At 74.7% G+C, this 15,970-nt stretch carries 14 protein-coding genes; 12 read left to right on the top strand and 2 right to left on the bottom strand.

Annotated features, from left to right (window positions below; translation table 11 throughout):
• Positions 1 to 15 precede the first annotated feature (15 nt).
• Together WA616_RS10900 and WA616_RS10895 are read left to right on the top strand one after the other, a co-directional pair.
• Positions 16 to 1,527 (top strand): potassium/proton antiporter, encoded by a 1,512-nt coding sequence (locus WA616_RS10900; RefSeq protein ID WP_336029679.1) that lies wholly within the window; start codon positions 16 to 18, stop codon positions 1,525 to 1,527.
• A 124-nt stretch (positions 1,528 to 1,651) separates the two neighbouring features.
• Positions 1,652 to 2,536, top strand: coding sequence for an endonuclease domain-containing protein (locus tag WA616_RS10895; protein WP_336029678.1), 885 nt, complete (start codon positions 1,652 to 1,654; stop codon positions 2,534 to 2,536).
• A 58-nt stretch (positions 2,537 to 2,594) separates the two neighbouring features.
• On the opposite strand, the gene mqo is transcribed toward WA616_RS10895, so the two are convergent.
• Positions 2,595 to 4,088: a malate dehydrogenase (quinone) gene (gene mqo, locus WA616_RS10890; RefSeq protein ID WP_336029676.1), complete on the bottom strand. Its 1,494-nt coding sequence runs from the start codon at positions 4,086 to 4,088 to the stop codon at positions 2,595 to 2,597.
• Positions 4,089 to 4,110: 22 nt separating this feature from the next.
• On the opposite strand from mqo, the gene lspA reads away from it, so the two are divergent.
• The 6 genes from lspA to WA616_RS10860 all read left to right on the top strand — a co-directional run bounded on the left by lspA (position 4,111) and on the right by WA616_RS10860 (position 11,815).
• On the top strand, positions 4,111 to 4,896 hold the full coding sequence (lspA, locus tag WA616_RS10885) for a signal peptidase II (RefSeq protein WP_336029674.1): 786 nt from the start codon (positions 4,111 to 4,113) through the stop codon (positions 4,894 to 4,896).
• Between the two features lie 77 nt (positions 4,897 to 4,973).
• Positions 4,974 to 5,909, top strand: coding sequence for an RluA family pseudouridine synthase (locus tag WA616_RS10880; protein WP_336029672.1), 936 nt, complete (start codon positions 4,974 to 4,976; stop codon positions 5,907 to 5,909).
• 58 nt (positions 5,910 to 5,967) lie between these two features.
• On the top strand, positions 5,968 to 6,801 hold the full coding sequence (locus WA616_RS10875) for a CPBP family intramembrane glutamic endopeptidase (protein ID WP_336029671.1): 834 nt from the start codon (positions 5,968 to 5,970) through the stop codon (positions 6,799 to 6,801).
• A complete protein-coding gene (locus tag WA616_RS10870; protein ID WP_336029670.1) occupies positions 6,798 to 7,241 on the top strand; it encodes a GNAT family N-acetyltransferase in 444 nt (147 codons plus the stop codon). Before WA616_RS10875 ends, WA616_RS10870 begins: the two co-directional genes overlap by 4 nt.
• 212 nt (positions 7,242 to 7,453) lie before the next feature.
• Positions 7,454 to 11,026, top strand: a complete 3,573-nt coding sequence (gene dnaE / locus WA616_RS10865) for a DNA polymerase III subunit alpha (protein WP_336029668.1) — start codon at positions 7,454 to 7,456, stop codon at positions 11,024 to 11,026.
• A 69-nt stretch (positions 11,027 to 11,095) separates the two neighbouring features.
• Complete coding sequence (locus WA616_RS10860) at positions 11,096 to 11,815, top strand: DUF2567 domain-containing protein (RefSeq protein ID WP_336029666.1); 720 nt, start codon at positions 11,096 to 11,098, stop codon at positions 11,813 to 11,815.
• Here the strand turns inward: WA616_RS10860 and WA616_RS10855 are convergent.
• Positions 11,812 to 12,666, bottom strand: coding sequence for an LON peptidase substrate-binding domain-containing protein (locus WA616_RS10855; protein WP_336029664.1), 855 nt, complete (start codon positions 12,664 to 12,666; stop codon positions 11,812 to 11,814). The genes WA616_RS10860 and WA616_RS10855 overlap by 4 nt on opposite strands.
• 114 nt (positions 12,667 to 12,780) lie before the next feature.
• On the opposite strand from WA616_RS10855, the gene hisD reads away from it, so the two are divergent.
• Genes hisD through WA616_RS10835 form a run of 4 tightly spaced genes read left to right on the top strand, consistent with a single transcriptional unit; the run spans position 12,781 to position 15,964 of the window.
• Positions 12,781 to 14,085, top strand: a complete 1,305-nt coding sequence (gene hisD, locus WA616_RS10850) for a histidinol dehydrogenase (protein ID WP_336029663.1) — start codon at positions 12,781 to 12,783, stop codon at positions 14,083 to 14,085.
• Entirely contained in the window at positions 14,082 to 15,185 is a 1,104-nt protein-coding gene (locus WA616_RS10845; protein ID WP_336029661.1) for a histidinol-phosphate transaminase, read from the top strand. The genes hisD and WA616_RS10845 overlap by 4 nt, the downstream gene beginning before the upstream one ends.
• A 5-nt stretch (positions 15,186 to 15,190) precedes the next feature.
• The gene (hisB, locus tag WA616_RS10840) at positions 15,191 to 15,787 is read left to right on the top strand and encodes an imidazoleglycerol-phosphate dehydratase HisB (RefSeq protein ID WP_336029660.1); all 597 of its coding nucleotides are present in this window, start codon (positions 15,191 to 15,193) and stop codon (positions 15,785 to 15,787) included.
• Positions 15,788 to 15,964 (top strand): hypothetical protein, encoded by a 177-nt coding sequence (locus WA616_RS10835; RefSeq protein WP_175562954.1) that lies wholly within the window; start codon positions 15,788 to 15,790, stop codon positions 15,962 to 15,964.
• Positions 15,965 to 15,970 lie beyond the last annotated feature (6 nt).

Raw genomic sequence — 15,970 nt, 5'->3', positions numbered from 1 at the left:
GATCGGGGGCGGGCGGTGAACACCACGGTCACCGCCGCCCTCGCCGTCGGCGCGCTGGTGGTGCTGGTGGCCGCCGTCGCCCTGCGCGTGGCCGACCGCCTCGGGCTGCCCAGCCTGCTGCTCTACCTGGCGCTCGGGGTGGCGCTGGGGGAGAGCGGGCTGGGCATCCAGTTCGAGGACGTCGCCCTCACCCAGACCCTCGGCGTCGCCGCGCTCGTCGTCATCCTCGCCGAGGGCGGGCTGACCACCCGCTGGGCCGACGTCCGGCGGGCGGTGGGCCCGGGGCTGGCGCTGTCCACGGTCGGCGTCGTGGTGAGCGTGGCGGCGACGGCGGCGGTCGCCGTCGTGCTGCTCGGGTTCGACTGGCCGTTCGCGCTGCTGCTCGGCGCCGTCGTCAGCTCCACCGACGCCGCCGCGGTGTTCGCCACCCTGCGCCGGCTGCCGCTGCCCCGGCGGATGGTCGCGGCGCTGGAGGTCGAGTCCGGGCTCAACGACGCCCCGGTGATCCTCCTGGTCGCCGCCCTGTCGGAGACGCTCACCGGCGGGGAGTCCGAGGCGTGGTGGGTGACCGCGGTGGTGGTGGTCGCCGAGCTCGCGGGCGGCGCGGTGATCGGGCTGGCGCTCGGCGCGGGCGGCGCGTGGCTGCTGCGCCGGTCGGCGCTGCCGCTGTCGGGCTTCTACCCGCTGGCCACCCTGGCGCTGTGCGTGCTGGCGTACGCCTCGGCGGCGCTGCTGCACACCTCGGGGTTCGTGGCCGTCTACCTGTGCGGGCTGGTGCTCGGCAACGCCGCGCTGCCGCACCGCTCGGTGACGATCGGGTTCGCCGAGGGCATGGCGTCGCTCGCCCAGATCGGGCTGTTCGTCCTGCTGGGCCTGCTCGTCTCGCCCGGGCGGCTGCCCGACGCGATCGGCCCGGCGCTGCTGGTCGGCGGCGCGCTGCTGCTGGTCGCCCGGCCGCTGTCGGTGGCGGCCAGCCTCGTGTGGTTCCGCATGCCGTGGGCGCAGCAGGTGTTCGTCGCCTGGGCGGGCCTGCGCGGCGCGGTGCCCATCGTGCTGGCCACGATCCCGCTCACCGCCCAGGTGCCCGGCGCCACCCGGATCTTCGACACCGTCTTCGTGCTGGTCGTCGTCTTCACGGTGGTGCAGGGCTCGTCGCTGCCGTGGGTGGCCCGCCGGCTGGGCATCGCCGCGCCGCTGACCCCGCGCGAGATCGAGGTGGAGTCCGCGCCGCTGGAGGAGCTCGACGCCGAGCTCATGCAGCTGCGGGTGCCCGCGGGCTCGCGGCTGCACGGCGTCTACCTGCCGGAGCTGCGGCTGCCCGAGGACGCCGCCGTCGTGCTGATCGTGCGCGACGGGCGGTCGTTCGTGCCCGACGAGACCACGCGCCTCATGCGCGGCGACCAGGCGCTGCTGGTGTCCGCCCGGGCCTCCCGTGCCGAGGCCGAGCGGCGGCTGCGCGCGGTCAGCCGGGCGGGCCGGCTGGCGAGCTGGCGCGGCGAGCAGGGCGCCGCCGGCGAGGCCGACTGACGGGTCCGTGCACGTCCGCGGAGATGCACGGGGCATCTCCGCGGAAGTGCACGGACGAGCCGCCGCGGGAACGGGACCTGTGGACAACCCGGTCCGGAGGTGGCCGCGCCAGCACGATCGCCGCGTGCTGCTGCGACCGAACCGACAAGAGGGCGTCTTCATCGGCGCACACGCCGTCTCCGAGGGGCGACTCACCCGGCGCCAGTTGGCCGACGGGCCGTACGTCCGAGTGCTGCACGGCGTCTACGCCGACGTGTCCGTCGCGCGGGACCACCTCCTGCGGTGCCGAGCCGCCGCCTTGCTGATGCCGCCGGCGGCCGTGATCGGCGGCAGGTCGGCGGCGGCCCTGCTCGGAGCACCGGCGCCGGAGTGGCGTGACCCCGTGACGGTGGTCCTGCCCGAGCCGCACAAGTGGCGGGGACCGGAGGGCGTACGCGTGCACCGTGGTCACCTGTCCCCGGGCGAGGTCCGCGGCGACGGCTACGGGCTGCGCTGGACGGCGCCGCTGAGGACGGCCTGGGACGTCGCGGTCCTCGAGACGACGGCGACGGCGGTCGGTGTGGTCGACGCGATGCTCCGGGCCGAACTGATCGGCGTCCCGGAGATGGACGACCTGCTCCGCGGCCGGGTCGGGCGGCGGGGCTCTCGCCGATTCCGGCGGGTGGTGGAGCTGGCGGACGGGCGCAGCGAGTCGCTCCCGGAGTCGACGGTCCGGGTCGCGTGCCACCTGGGCGGCCTGCCGGCTCCCGTGCCGCAGTACGAGGTGGTCGAGCGGGACCGCTGGCTGGCACGGGTCGACCTCGCCTGGCCGGACCTGAAGGTCGCGGTGGAGTACGACGGTGAGCACCACTTCGAGGACGGCCGGATCCCGAAGGACGATGCCCGGCTGGCGCGGCTCACCGCAGCGGGCTGGCTGGTGATCCGCCTGGCCGCGCCGGACCTACGCCGGCTGGACGACGTCGTCGACCGGATCCGTGTGGCGCTCAGCGAGCGATCCGCTCGCACCTGACCGTGCACTTCCGCGGATGTGCCCGGTGTACATCCGCGGAAGTGCACGGAGAGGCGGGTCAGCCGTTGAGCTCGAGGGTCTGCATCGTGTCCGCGCGGACGGCGGCGAGCAGGCCGGGGTCGGCGGACAGGTCGCGCCCGTAGGACGGGATCGCCTCCTCCAGCGCCGCCCGGTTCGCCGCGACCCGCTCGGGGAAGGCGCGCTGGACCAGCGTGAGCATCGCCGAGACCGCCGTCGAGGCACCCGGGGAGGCGCCCAGCAGGCCGGCGATCGTGCCGTCGCCGCCCACGATGAGCTCGGTGCCGAACTGCAGCACGCCCTTGCCGCTCGTCGGGTCGCGCTTGATGACCTGCACCCGCTGCCCGGCGGTGATCATCTCCCAGTCGGCCTGCTCGGCCAGCGGGACGAACTCCAGCAGCGTGCGGTGCCGGGCGGAGCGCGACTGCAGCAGCTCGGTGACCAGGTACTTCGTCAGCGCCATCTCGGTGCGGGCGACGCCGAGCATCGAGGAGAGGTTGTTCGGCTTGACCGACAGCGGCAGGTCGAACATCGAGCCGGCCTTGAGGAACTTCGGCGAGAAGCCGGCGTACGGGCCGAACAGCAGCGAGTACTCGCCGTCGACCAGGCGCAGGTCCAGGTGCGGCACCGACATCGGCGGCGCGCCGACGGCGGCCTGGCCGTAGACCTTGGCCTGGTGCCGGGTGACCAGCTCGGGGGAGCGCGTGCGCAGGAACAGGCCGCTGACCGGGAAGCCGCCGAAGCCGCGGATCTCGGGGATGGCGGCCCGCTGCAGCAGCGGCAGGGCCCCGCCGCCGGCGCCGACGAAGACGAACCGGGTGCGCACCGAGCGCTCCTCGCCGGACCGCTTGTCGGTGACGGTGACCTTCCACCGGCCGTCGTCGAGCTTCTCCAGGCCCGAGACCCGCTGGCCGGTGTGCACCTGCACGCCGCGGCCCTCGGCCTGGGTGAGCAGCAGCCGGGTGAGCTCGCCGAAGTTGACGTCGGTGCCGGCGACCGAGCGGGTCGCGGCGACCACCTGCGCCGGGTCGCGGCCGTCCATCACCAGCGGCACCCAGTCGCGCAGCTCGGCGTGACCGTCGGCGTACTCGAGGCCCGCGAACAGCGGCTCGGCCGACAGCGCCTGGTGGCGGGCGCGCATGTAGCGGCGGCCGTCCTCGCCGGTCACGAAGCTGACGTGCGGGACCGGGGAGATGAAGTCCTTGGGCGAGCCGGTCAGGCCCGTGCGCACCAGGTGCGACCAGAACTGCCGCGACACCATGAACTGCTCGTTGATGGTGCGGGCCTTGGTCGTGTCGACCCGGCCGTCGGCCCCGGCGGGCGTGTAGTTGAGCTCGCACAGCGCCGCGTGGCCGGTGCCGGCGTTGTTCCAGGCGTCCGAGCTCTCGCCGGCGACCGCGTCCGCGGACTCGAAGACGGTGATGCTCCACTCCGGCGCGACGACGCCGAGCAGCGACGCGAGGGTCGCGCTCATGATGCCGCCGCCGACGAGGACTACGTCAGGGTCGGTTGCTGAACCGAGGTCGGGGGACACGACTGCCTTCCTGCCGGGGGACGTGCGCCACCTCCGACGATCGGCCGATCGGCGCGCGGAGACGTCATCGGCGGGGTGTGAGATTCGTCTACCCCAGCATGAGCTCCGTCACCCGGGGGGACCGGTACCGGCCCGGAGCGCATCCCCGGGGGCCGCGCGGCGGCCCGGGGAGCGGGGCCCCGCCGACTATCGTCGGGCCCGTCGGGCGGCCCGCGCCCGGCCCGACCGAGGAGCCCCGCTGAGCGAGCAGCCCGAGGACGCCGCCCGAGCGACGCCGGCCCGCCGGCCGCGCACGCGGCTGCTGCTGGCCCTCGCGGCGCTGCTGTTCCTCGTCGACCTCGCCACCAAGCTGCTCGTCGTCGCGACCATCGACCGCGGGGAGAACATCCGGCTGCTCGGCGGGCTGGTCTACCTCACCCACGCCCGCAACACCGGCGCCGCCTTCTCCTTCGCCGAGGGCTTCACCGTCGTCTTCACGCTCATCGCCGCCGTGGTGGCCGTGGTCATCGTCCGGGCGGCGCGGCGGCTGTTCTCCACAGCCTGGGCCGTGGCGCTGGGCCTGGTGCTCGGCGGGGCGCTGGGCAACCTCGTGGACCGCGTCTTCCGCGACCCCGGCTTCCTGCGCGGCGGCGTCGTCGACTTCGTGTCGGTGTTCGCGCCGAACGGGGAGGTCTACCCGATCTTCAACGTCGCCGACTCGGGCATCGTCGTCGGCGGCCTGCTCGGGGCCTACCTGGCGCTGCGCGGCGTCGAGTTCGACGGCACCCGCAGCCGCGACCGCGGCGACGGCGCGGTCACGTCCTCCTGAGCGGCCCGCTCCCGGGCACCGCCCCGAGCCCGCGAGGGGGAGGGAGGAGGGGGTCCTCCCTCTGTCACGATGGACCGGTGAGCGCTCCCGGGCTGCACCGCGCCCTGCCGGTGCCCGACGGACTCGAGGGCCAGCGCGTCGACCAGGGGCTGGCCCGGCTGTTCGGCCTGTCCCGCGCCGCCGCCGCCGACCTCGCCGACGCCGAGCGGGTGTGGGTCGACGGCCGCGTCCGCGGCAAGGGCGACCGGCTCACCGGCGGCAGCTGGCTGGAGGTCGAGCTGCCCCCGCCCCCGGGTGAGGCGCCGCCGCCGGAGCCCGTCCCCGGCCTGACCGTCGTCCACGACGACGACGACGTCGTGGTCGTCGACAAGCCGGTCGGCGTCGCCGCGCACCCGAGCCCCGGCTGGGACGGGCCGACCGTCTCCGGCGGCCTGGCCGCCGCCGGCTACCGGATCTCCACCTCCGGCGCGGCCGAGCGGCAGGGGATCGTGCACCGCCTGGACGCCGCGACGACGGGGCTGATGGTCGTCGCCAAGAGCGAGCGGGCCTACACGCTGCTCAAGGCGGCGTTCAAGGAGCGCACGGTCGACAAGGGCTACCACGCGCTGGTGCAGGGCCACCCCGACCCGTCGCGCGGCACGATCGACGCCCCGATCGACCGGCACCCCCGCGCGGACTGGAAGTTCGCCGTGGTGAGCGGCGGGCGCCCCTCGGTCACCCATTACGAGGTCATCGAGGCGTTCGCGGCGGCCAGCCTGGTCGACATCCACCTGGAGACCGGCCGCACGCACCAGATCCGCGTGCACTTCTCCGCGCTGCGCCACCCCTGCGTCGGCGACACCACCTACGGCGCCGACCCGACGCTGGCCGCCCGGCTGGGCGTCTCGCGGCAGTGGCTGCACGCCGTCCGGCTCGGCTTCGCCCACCCCGCCGACGGCTCCTGGGTCGAGTTCACCAGCGACTACCCGGCCGACCTCGCCGGCGCCCTGGCGATCCTGCGCGCCGAGTCCTGAGGGCCGCCCGCCCGCCGTGACCCTGCACCCGTGACCCTGCAACCGTGACCGCGCACCCGTGACCGACCTGCCCGCCTCCCTCGCCGACTTCGGCCCGGCCGCGCTGTCGGCCGTCGTCGTCGCCGGCTACCTGGTGGCGGGCGAGCCGGTGGTCGGGCACGTGCTGCACCGCCGGTTCGAGGGGCGGCTGCGCACCGATCCGGCGGCGCGGCGGTCGTTCTACCTGCGCCTGCTGGTCCTCGAGTGGGGGCTGGCGCTGCTCGCCCTGGTCCTGTGGCTGTCCTCCCCGGGGGTCGACGCCGCCGCCGTCGGGCTGGCCTGGCCCACCGGGCTGCCCGGCCCGGTGACGGGGGCGGCCACCCTGCTGGTCCTGCTGCTCTCGCTGGCCTCGGTGCGGGCGCTGCGCTCCGGCGCGCTCGCCCGGGCCGCGGAGCCCCGGCCGGGCACCTCCCCGCCCACCCGGGGGCGGCACGCCGAGCCCGCCGGGCACGCCACGCTCGCGCTGCTGCCGCGCTCGCCCGCCGAGCGCCGGCTGTTCTCCGTCGTCGGCGTGACGGCGGGGATCTGCGAGGAGTGGCTCTACCGCGGCTTCTTCCTCGCGGTGGTGGCCGCGGTCGCGGGCGACGTGCCGCAGGTCGTGCTCGTGGCGGTCGGGGCATTGGCGTTCGGGCTGGCGCACGCCTACCAGGGCCTGCCCGGCGTGGTGCTCACCGGCGTCCTCGGGGCGGTGTTCGCCGGCCTCTACCTGGAGACCGGGTCGCTGCTGCTGCCGGTGCTGCTGCACGCCGCCGTCGACCTGCGCTTCCTGCTGGTCCCCGAGTCGGCGCTGCCCGGCGGCACGCCGCTGCCCGGCATGCGCCGCGGCCGGCCGGCCGGGGGAGCGCCCGCGTGAGCCGGCCGACCGCGGCGGTGGCGACGGCGGCCGACCGGCCCGAGGTGGTCGCCCTGCGCACCCGGGTCTTCGTCGAGGAGCAGGGCGTGCCGCCGGAGATCGAGCAGGACGCCGCCGACGCGACCGCGGTGCACGCCGTCGCCCGGGACGGCGCGGGGCGGGTGGTGGCCACCGGCCGGCTGCTCGAGCGCGACGGGCGGGCGGTGATCGGCCGGATGGCGGTCGACGCCGGCGCGCGGGGCGGCGGCTACGGCGCCGCGGTGCTCGGCGTGCTGCACCGCGAGGCGCGGGCACGGGGCCTGACCGAGGTGGAGCTGCACGCGCAGGTGACCGCCCGCGGCTTCTACGAGCGGGCCGGCTACACCGCGGTGGGCGGCGAGTACGAGGAGGCCGGGATCGTGCACGTGACGATGCGGCGCGCGCTGGAGGAGCTCCTGTGACGGGGGCGACGTGCCCGGCCGAGACACGTCCTGTCAGACCCTCGGCGTAGAACGGACCCGGTGCGAGGATCGGGGGACCGGCCCGGGCACGCGCCGGTCCCCCGGCCGGCACCGTCCGCGCCCGCACCGCACCGCCCGGTCTTCCCCGCCGGTCGCCCGCCGGAGCACCCGACGGCCGGGCCAGCACGACCCGTGAGGAGCACCGCACCCCCGTGAGCAGCACAGCCGCCCAGGGCAACGACTCGTTCGTGCACCTGCACGTCCACACCGAGTACTCGATGCTCGACGGGGCGGCGAAGCTGCCCGAGGTGACGAAGGCCGCCGCCGAGCAGGGCATGCCGGCGCTGGCGATGACCGACCACGGCAACGTGTTCGGCGCCTACGACTTCTACAAGCAGGCCAACGCCGCCGGCGTGAAGCCGATCATCGGCATGGAGGGCTACTACACGCCCGGCTCGCGTTTCGACCGCGCGCCCTACGACTTCGGCGACAAGCTGATCGACGAGGAGGGCGACGGCGGGTCCAACCGCGGCAAGGCGGCCTACACCCACATGACGCTGCTGGCCCGCACCACCGAGGGGATGCACAACCTCTTCCGCATCTCCTCGCTGGCCAGCCTCGAGGGCCAGTACCGCAAGCCGCGCTTCGACCGTGACCTGCTCGAGCGCTACGGCACGGGCCTCATCGCCACGACCGGCTGCCCCTCGGGCGAGGTCAACATGTGGCTGCGCGCGGGCAAGCACGACCGCGCCCGTCAGGCGGCGGCCGACTTCCAGGACATCTTCGGGAAGGAGAACTTCTACGCGGAGCTGATGGACCACGGTCTGTCGATCGAGCAGAAGACCCGCCCGGCGCTGCTGGAGATCGCGAAGGACCTCGACATCCCGCTGCTGGCCACCAACGACCTCCACTACACGCACAAGGAGGACGCCGAGGCCCACGACGCGCTCCTGTGCATCCAGACCGGCTCGCGGCTCAACGAGCCCAACCGCTTCAAGTTCAACGGCGACGGCTACTACCTGAAGAGCGCCGCCGAGATGCGCGCGCTGTTCCCCGGTGACCTGAGGTCGGCCTGCGACAACACGCTGCTGATCGCCGAGCAGTGCGAGGTGACCTTCACCGAGGGCGCCGACCTCATGCCGCGCTTCCCGCTGCCGCCGGGGGAGGACGAGACCTCCTGGTTCGTCAAGGAGGTCGAGCGCGGGCTGCACAAGCGCTGGCCGAACGGCATCCCCGACCACGTGCGCAAGCAGGCCGACTACGAGGTCGGGATCATCACGCAGATGGGCTTCCCGGGGTACTTCCTCGTGGTCGCCGACTTCATCAACTGGGCCAAGGACAACGGCATCCGCGTCGGTCCCGGCCGTGGCTCGGCCGCGGGCTCGCTGGCCGCCTACGTCATGGGGATCACCGACCTCGACCCGCTGGCGCACGGGCTGATCTTCGAGCGGTTCCTCAACCCCGAGCGCGTCTCGATGCCCGACGTCGACATCGACTTCGACGACCGCCGCCGCGGCGAGGTCATCCAGTACGTCTCGCAGAAGTACGGCGAGGAGCGGGTCAGCCAGATCGTCACCTACGGCACCATCAAGGCCAAGGCCGCGATCAAGGACGCCGCCCGGGTGCTCGACCGGCCCTACTCGGTGGGCGACGAGCTGACCAAGCTCATGCCGCCGGACGTCATGGGCAAGGGCATCCCGCTGTCGGGCGTCTTCGACCCGGCGCACCCGCGCTACAAGGAGGCCGCGGAGTTCCGCGCCCGCTACGAGTCCGACCCGGGCGCGGCCGAGGTGGTCGACCAGGCCCGCAAGCTCGAGGGCCTGAAGCGCCAGTGGGGCGTGCACGCGGCCGGCGTCATCATCGGCCGCTACCCGCTGATCGACTCGATCCCGATCATGCGCCGGGAGGCCGACGGCGCGATCATCACGCAGTTCGACTACCCGACCTGCGAGACGCTCGGCCTGCTCAAGATGGACTTCCTGGGCCTGCGCAACCTCACGGTCATCGACGACGCGCTGCGCAACATCGTCGCGAACGGCAAGGAGCCGATCGACCTCGACGAGATCAGCAAGGACCTCACCGACAAGGCCACCTACGAGCTGCTGGCCCGCGGCGACACCCTCGGCGTCTTCCAGTTCGACGGCGGCCCGATGCGCTCGCTGCTGCGGCTGATGCGGCCGGACAACTTCGAGGACATCTCCGCCGTCGGCGCGCTCTACCGCCCGGGCCCGATGGGTGCGAACTCGCACACCAACTACGCGCTGCGCAAGAACGGCCAGCAGGAGATCACGCCGATCCACCCCGAGCTGGCCGAGCCGCTCGAGGAGATCCTGGGCGGCACGTACGGCCTGATCGTGTACCAGGAGCAGGTCATGGCCATCGCGCAGAAGGTCGCCGGGTACTCGCTCGGCAAGGCCGACCTGCTGCGCCGCGCGATGGGCAAGAAGAAGAAGTCGGTCCTCGACGCGGAGTTCGTCGGCTTCGAGGCCGGCATGGTGGCCAACGGGTTCTCCCCGGCGGCGGTCAAGACGCTGTGGGACATCCTCGTCCCGTTCGCCGACTACGCGTTCAACAAGGCCCACTCGGCCGCCTACGGCCTGGTCAGCTACTGGACGGCGTTCCTCAAGGCGAACTACCCGGCCGAGTACATGGCCGGCCTGCTCACCAGCGTCGGCGACGACAAGGACCGCCGGCCCATCTACCTGGCCGAGTGCCGGCGCATGGGCATCAAGGTGCTCCCGCCCGACGTCAACGAGTCCTCGTGGGACTTCACCGCCGTCGGCACCGACATCCGCTTCGGCCTGGCGTCGGTGCGCAACGTGGGCACCAACGTCGTCGACTCCATCGTGCGCGCGCGCGAGGAGAAGGGCGCGTTCAAGGACTTCGCCGACTTCATGCGCAAGATCGACACGGTCGCCTGCAACAAGAAGGTCATCGAGTCCCTCGCCAAGGCCGGCGCCTTCGACTCCCTCGGTCACTCGCGCCAGGGGATCGCCGCGATCCACGCCCAGGCCGTCGACGCCGCCATGTCGCTCAAGCGCAAGGAGGCCGAGGGCCAGTTCGACCTGTTCGGCAGCTTCGGCGACGAGGGGGGCGCCGACGACCCGTTCGGTGGGGCCCTCGACATCGCCGTCCCGACGGCGGACTGGTCGAAGTCCGAGCGGCTGGTGTTCGAGCGCGACATGCTCGGCCTCTACGTCTCCGACCACCCGCTGCACGGCGTCGAGCACGTGCTCGCGGCCAACGCCGACACCCCGATCGCGGAGATCAACGCCGGCGGGGTCGAGGACGGCGCCAACGTGACGATCGCCGGCATCCTCACCGGGGTCTCGCCGCGGACGAACAAGCAGGGCGCGCCCTGGGCGATCGCCACGCTGGAGGACCTCGAGTCCGGCATCGAGGTGCTGTTCTTCCCCAAGACGTGGGCCGAGGTGTCGGAGAAGGTCGTCCGCGACCAGATCGTCGTGGTCAAGGGCCGGATCAGCCGGCGCGACGACCAGCCCTCGCTGTTCGGCTCCGAGGTGACCATCCCCGAGCTCACCGAGGGCCCGCGCGGCCCGGTGATGGTGCAGATGGCCGCGGCCCGCTGCACCCCGCCGGTGGTCGAGCGGCTGCGCGAGGTGCTCGGCAGCCACCCGGGCACCACCGAGGTGCACCTGAAGCTGGTCAACGGCGGCCGGGAGACGGTGCTGCGGCTGGACCAGGGGCTGCGCGTGCGCCCCAGCACGGCCCTGATGGGCGACATCAAGGCGCTGCTCGGGCCCACCAGCGTCGCCCTGCTGTGAGCCGCGGGTGAGCCCGGCGGGCCCGCCCCCGGCGGCGGGCCCGCCGGGGAGCGGGGTTCACTGGGTGCCGTGACCAGCCCCGCGCCGCTCCCCGACGGCCCGTACCCCGGTCCGGTGCCCGCGGCCGCTGTGGGCCCCCTGTCCGGGCACGCCGGACACGGTGGGCACGCCGGAGGCACGGCCGGGCACGCCGCCGCGTCGCTCGCGGAGGCGCCGGCCGCCGCGCGCCCGGCCGCGGGGCGGTGGCTGGCCGAGGCCCGCGCCGACCTGCGCGGCGCGATCGCCTGGGGCTGCGCGCTGGCGCTGTGCGGCCTGCCGGCCGGGCTGCTGTGGGTGTGGCTGGCCCCGCGCGCGGAGTTCGACGTGGTCGAGGGCGGCGCCGTGCCGGTGGGCCGGCCCTCGCCCGAGCTGCTGGTGGCCGACGACGGCGTGCTGGTCCTCGTGCTCGCGGGCCTGGGCCTGCTCGCCGGCACCCTCGCGTGGGCGTGGCGCCGGCGCCGCGGCGTCGCCACCGTGGTGGCCACCGCGGCCGGCACCGCCGTCGCCGGGCTGCTCGCCTGGCAGCTGGGGGAGCTCGTGGCTCCCGGCCCGACGGCCGAGCAGCTGGCCGACGTCGGCGCCCGGGTGACCACCGGCCTGCAGCTGTCCTCGCTGCCCGGGCTCGCGGTGGGCCCGTTCGCCGCGCTGCTCGTCTACGTCGTGGCGGCGCTGTTCGCCGGCCGGGACGACCTGGGCCGGGACGACCTGGGCCGGGACGACCTGGGCCGGGACGACCTCGGCCGGGACTAGTTCAGGCTGGTCTCGCCGGCGAACTGGTGCAGCGCCGCGGGCACCGCGCCCACGGTCTCCAGCAGCGTCAGCTCGCGGCGCAGCATCCGGCTCTCGGTGGCCAGCCGCCGCCGGGTGGCCGACTCCGCCAGCAGCGCCTGCCGGTCCTCGGTGGTGAGCAGCGCCGCCGAGGCCACCAGGTAGGACAGCGCCCGCGGGTCGCCGGCCACCGCCTCCAGCAGCGCCGCGGCACCCGTCGGGTCCTCCCCGGCGCCGGCCAGCTCCGCCGCCCGGCCCACCTCCTCGCCGTCGAGGCCGGCCTGCAGCCCGGCGACGGCGGTCACGTAGCGGGTGAACAGGTCGCCCACGCCGCGCTCGAGCAGCCCCAGCGACCCGCGCGCCGCGGCGGCCACCAGCCCCTCGTCGAGCTGGTCGGGTGCCGGGGCGCCGCTGTCGGCCGGCTCGTCGAGGACCTCCTCGCGGTCGCCCGCGGCCTCCTCGGCGGCCTCCTCGTCGGCCAGCCACTCGACCTCGGCCTGCAGGTAGGGCGGGTCCTCCCCGACGACGACGTCCAGCAGCCGGAACCGCTCACCGCCGACCGCGACGATCCGGAACCCGCCGTCGGGCTGCGGGCGCACCGCCTGCAGCAGCGCGGTGCAGCCGACGTCGTAGAGCGCCTCGGCGGGCGCCACCCGCTCGACCTCCCAGCCCTGGCGGATGGCCACCACGCCGAACCGCCGCTCGCCGCCCTCGGGCAGCGCCAGCAGGTCGCGCACCAGGGCCCGGTAGCGCGGCTCGAAGACGTGCAGCGGCAGCACGATCCCCGGGAACAGCGGCGTCCCGAGCGGGAACAGCGGGACGAGGTCACCCACGGGCCGGAGCCTACGGGCGGCCGGGCGGCCCGGGCGCGACGGCGAGGCCCCCGGCCGCCCCGACTACCCTGGGAGGTCGTCCCCTCCCCGTCCCGCCCTCCCGGAGGCCCGCCCGTGCTCGCCCGCATCGACCTGCGCGGATCCGCGCTGCCGGGGGTCCGCGACCTGGCCGGCCTGCTGCCGCGCGCGGCCACCGACATCGACTCGGTCCTGGCCACCGTCCGGCCGCTGTGCGAGGACGTGCGCCTCCGCGGCGCCCGGGCGGTCCGCGAGATCACCGCCCGCCTCGACGGCGTCGACGCCGAGGACTTCACCGTCCCGCCGGCGGCGATCCAGGCGGCGCTCGACGGCCTGGCCCCCGAGGTCCGCGCCGCGCTGGAGGAGTCGATCGCCCGGGTGCGGAAGGTGCACGCCGACCAGGCCCGCACGGACGTGACCACCCAGGTCGTGCGCGGCGGCACGGTCACCGAGCGCTGGGTGCCGGTGCGCCGCGTCGGCCTCTACGTGCCCGGCGGGCTCGCCCCGCTGCTGTCCAGCGTGGTCATGAACGTCGTCCCGGCGCAGATCGCCGGCGTCGAGTCGATCGCCGTCGCCAGCCCGCCGCAGCGCGACCACGGCGGGCTGCCCGACCCCGGCGTGCTCGCCGCGTGCGCCCTGCTCGGCGTCACCGAGGTGCACGCCGTCGGCGGCGCCCAGGCCATCGCCGTCTTCGGCTACGGCGCGGGCTCCTGCGAGCCGGTCGACATGGTCACCGGCCCCGGCAACGTCTACGTCACCGCCGCCAAGCGGCTGCTGCGCGGCCTCATCGGCATCGACTCCGAGGCCGGCCCCACCGAGGTCGCGATCCTCGCCGACGACACCGCCGACCCGGTGCACGTCGCCGCCGACCTGATCAGCCAGGCCGAGCACGACCCGCTGGCCGGCGCGGTCCTGGTCACTCCCAGCGAGGAGCTGGCCGACGCCGTCCTCGACCTCGTGCCCGCCCAGGTGGCGGCCACCAAGCACTCCGAGCGCATCCTCACCGCGCTCGACGGCAGCCAGTCGGGGATCGTGCTGGTCGACGACGTCGACGCCGGCCTCGCGGTGGTCGACGCCTACGCCGCCGAGCACCTGGAGATCCAGACCCGGGACGCCCGCGAGGTGGCGCTGCGGGTGCGCAACGCCGGCGCGGTCTTCGTCGGCGCCTGGTCCCCGGTGTCACTCGGCGACTACATCGCCGGCTCCAACCACGTGCTGCCCACCGGCGGCTGCGCCCGGCACTCCAGCGGCCTGTCGGTGCAGTCGTTCCTGCGCGGCATCCACGTCGTCGAGTACGACGAGCAGGCCCTCGCCGAGGTGGCCGGCCACGTCGACGCGCTCGCCCACGCCGAGGACCTGCCCGCGCACGCGGCCGCCGTCCGGGTGCGGCAGGAGCGGTGACGTCCCTCGACGAGCTCCCGCTGCGGCCGGAGCTGCGCGGCCGGACGCCCTACGGCGCCCCGCAACTGCAGGTCACCCACCGGCTCAACACCAACGAGAACCCGCACCCGCTGCCCGCGGAGCTGCTCGCGAGCCTCGGCGAGGCGCTCGGGCACGCCGCGCTGGAGCTCAACCGCTATCCCGACCGCGACGCCGTCGCGCTGCGCACCGACCTCGCCGCCTACCTGTCCCGCGGCGGGGAGCGCGTCGAGCCGGCGCAGGTGTGGGCGGCCAACGGCTCCAACGAGGTGCTGCAGCAGCTGCTGCAGGCCTTCGGTGGCGCCGGGCGCACCGCGCTGGGCTTCACGCCGTCGTACTCGATGCACCCGATCATCTCCGCCGGCACCGGCACGGGGTGGATCGACGGGCACCGCCGCGCGGACTTCACCATCGACGCCGAGGCCGCGGTCGCGCAGGTGCGCGAGGTGCGCCCCGACGTCGTCTTCGTGACCAGCCCGAACAACCCCACGGGCACGGCGGTCGCGCTGCAGACGATCGAGCGGCTGTACGACGCCACCGAGGGCGTGGTCGTCGTCGACGAGGCCTACGCGGAGTTCGCCCGCACCGGCACGCCGTCGGCCCTGGCCCTCCTGCCCGGCCGCCCGCGGCTGGTGGTCAGCCGCACCATGAGCAAGGCGTTCGGGATGGCCGGCCTGCGGCTGGGCTACCTCGCCGCCGACCCCGCCGTCGTCGACGCGGTGCAGCTGGTCCGGCTGCCCTACCACCTGTCCTCGCTCACCCAGGCCGCCGCGCGCGCCGCGCTGGCGCACACCGACGCGCTGCTGGCCACCGTCGCCGCGGTCAAGGAGCAGCGAGACCGGATCCTCGCCGCGCTGCCCTCCCTCGGCCTGACCAGCGTGCCGAGCGACGCCAACTTCGTCCTCTTCGGCCGGTTCGCCGACGCGTCCGCCGCCTGGAAGGCGTTGCTGGCGCACGACGTCCTCGTCCGCGACGTCGGCATCCCCGGCTGGCTGCGGGTCACCGCCGGCACGCCCGCCGAGACCGACGCCTTCCTCACCGCCCTGGGTGAGGTGGCCCCCGAGCACCGCCTGGGAGACTGAGCGCCATGAGCCGTACCGCCCGCGTGGAGCGCGCCACCAGCGAGACCAAGCTCGTCGTGGAGCTGGACCTCGACGGCACCGGGAAGAGCTCGGTCAGCACCGGGGTCGGCTTCTACGACCACATGCTGACGGCGCTGTCCAAGCACAGCGGCATCGACCTCACCGTGCGGGCCGACGGCGACCTGCACATCGACGCCCACCACACGGTGGAGGACGTCGCCATCGCCCTGGGACAGGCGTTCGCCGAGGCGCTGGGCGACAAGAGGGGCATCACCCGCTACGGCGACGCCACGATCCCGATGGACGAGGTGCTCGTGCAGGCCGCCGTCGACCTCTCCGGCCGGCCGTACTTCGTGCACGCCGAGCCCGAGACCATGACGCCGATGATCGGCCCGGACTACCCGACGTCGCTCACCAAGCACGTGCTGGAGTCCTTCGCGTTCAACGCGCGGATCACCCTGCACGTGCGCGTGCTCTACGCCGGCCGCGACGCCCACCACATCGTCGAGGGCCAGTTCAAGGCCCTGGCCCGGGCGCTGCGCACCGCCGTCGCGCTCGACCCCCGCATCACCGGCGTGCCCTCCACCAAGGGCGCGCTCTAGGTGAACTTCGGCGTCGTCCTCGTCGTCCTCGGCGGGTTCCTGCTCGGCGGGGCGTGGAGCATCTGGCGGGCCGACCACGACACCCGGGGCCGCACCGGCCCGCAGGTGTTCTTCGCCCTCGTCCTGCTGGTGGCCGCGCTGCTGGCCACCGCCTCGGGGATCCTGAGGCTCGTCTGAGCGACG

Origin of the sequence: Geodermatophilus sp. FMUSA9-8 (assembly GCF_037034165.1) — a bacterium.
GTDB lineage: Bacteria > Actinomycetota > Actinomycetes > Mycobacteriales > Geodermatophilaceae > Geodermatophilus > Geodermatophilus nigrescens.
The sequence above is the reverse complement of the archived record's forward strand: the minus strand, read 5'-3'. Positions and strand labels throughout refer to the sequence as shown.

Bases quoted from the DNA above. Each gene is read 5' to 3' on its own strand.
- hisB (WP_336029660.1), top strand. From the start codon at position 15,191: ATGAGCCGTACCGCCCGCGTGGAGCGCGCCACCAGCGAGACCAAGCTC.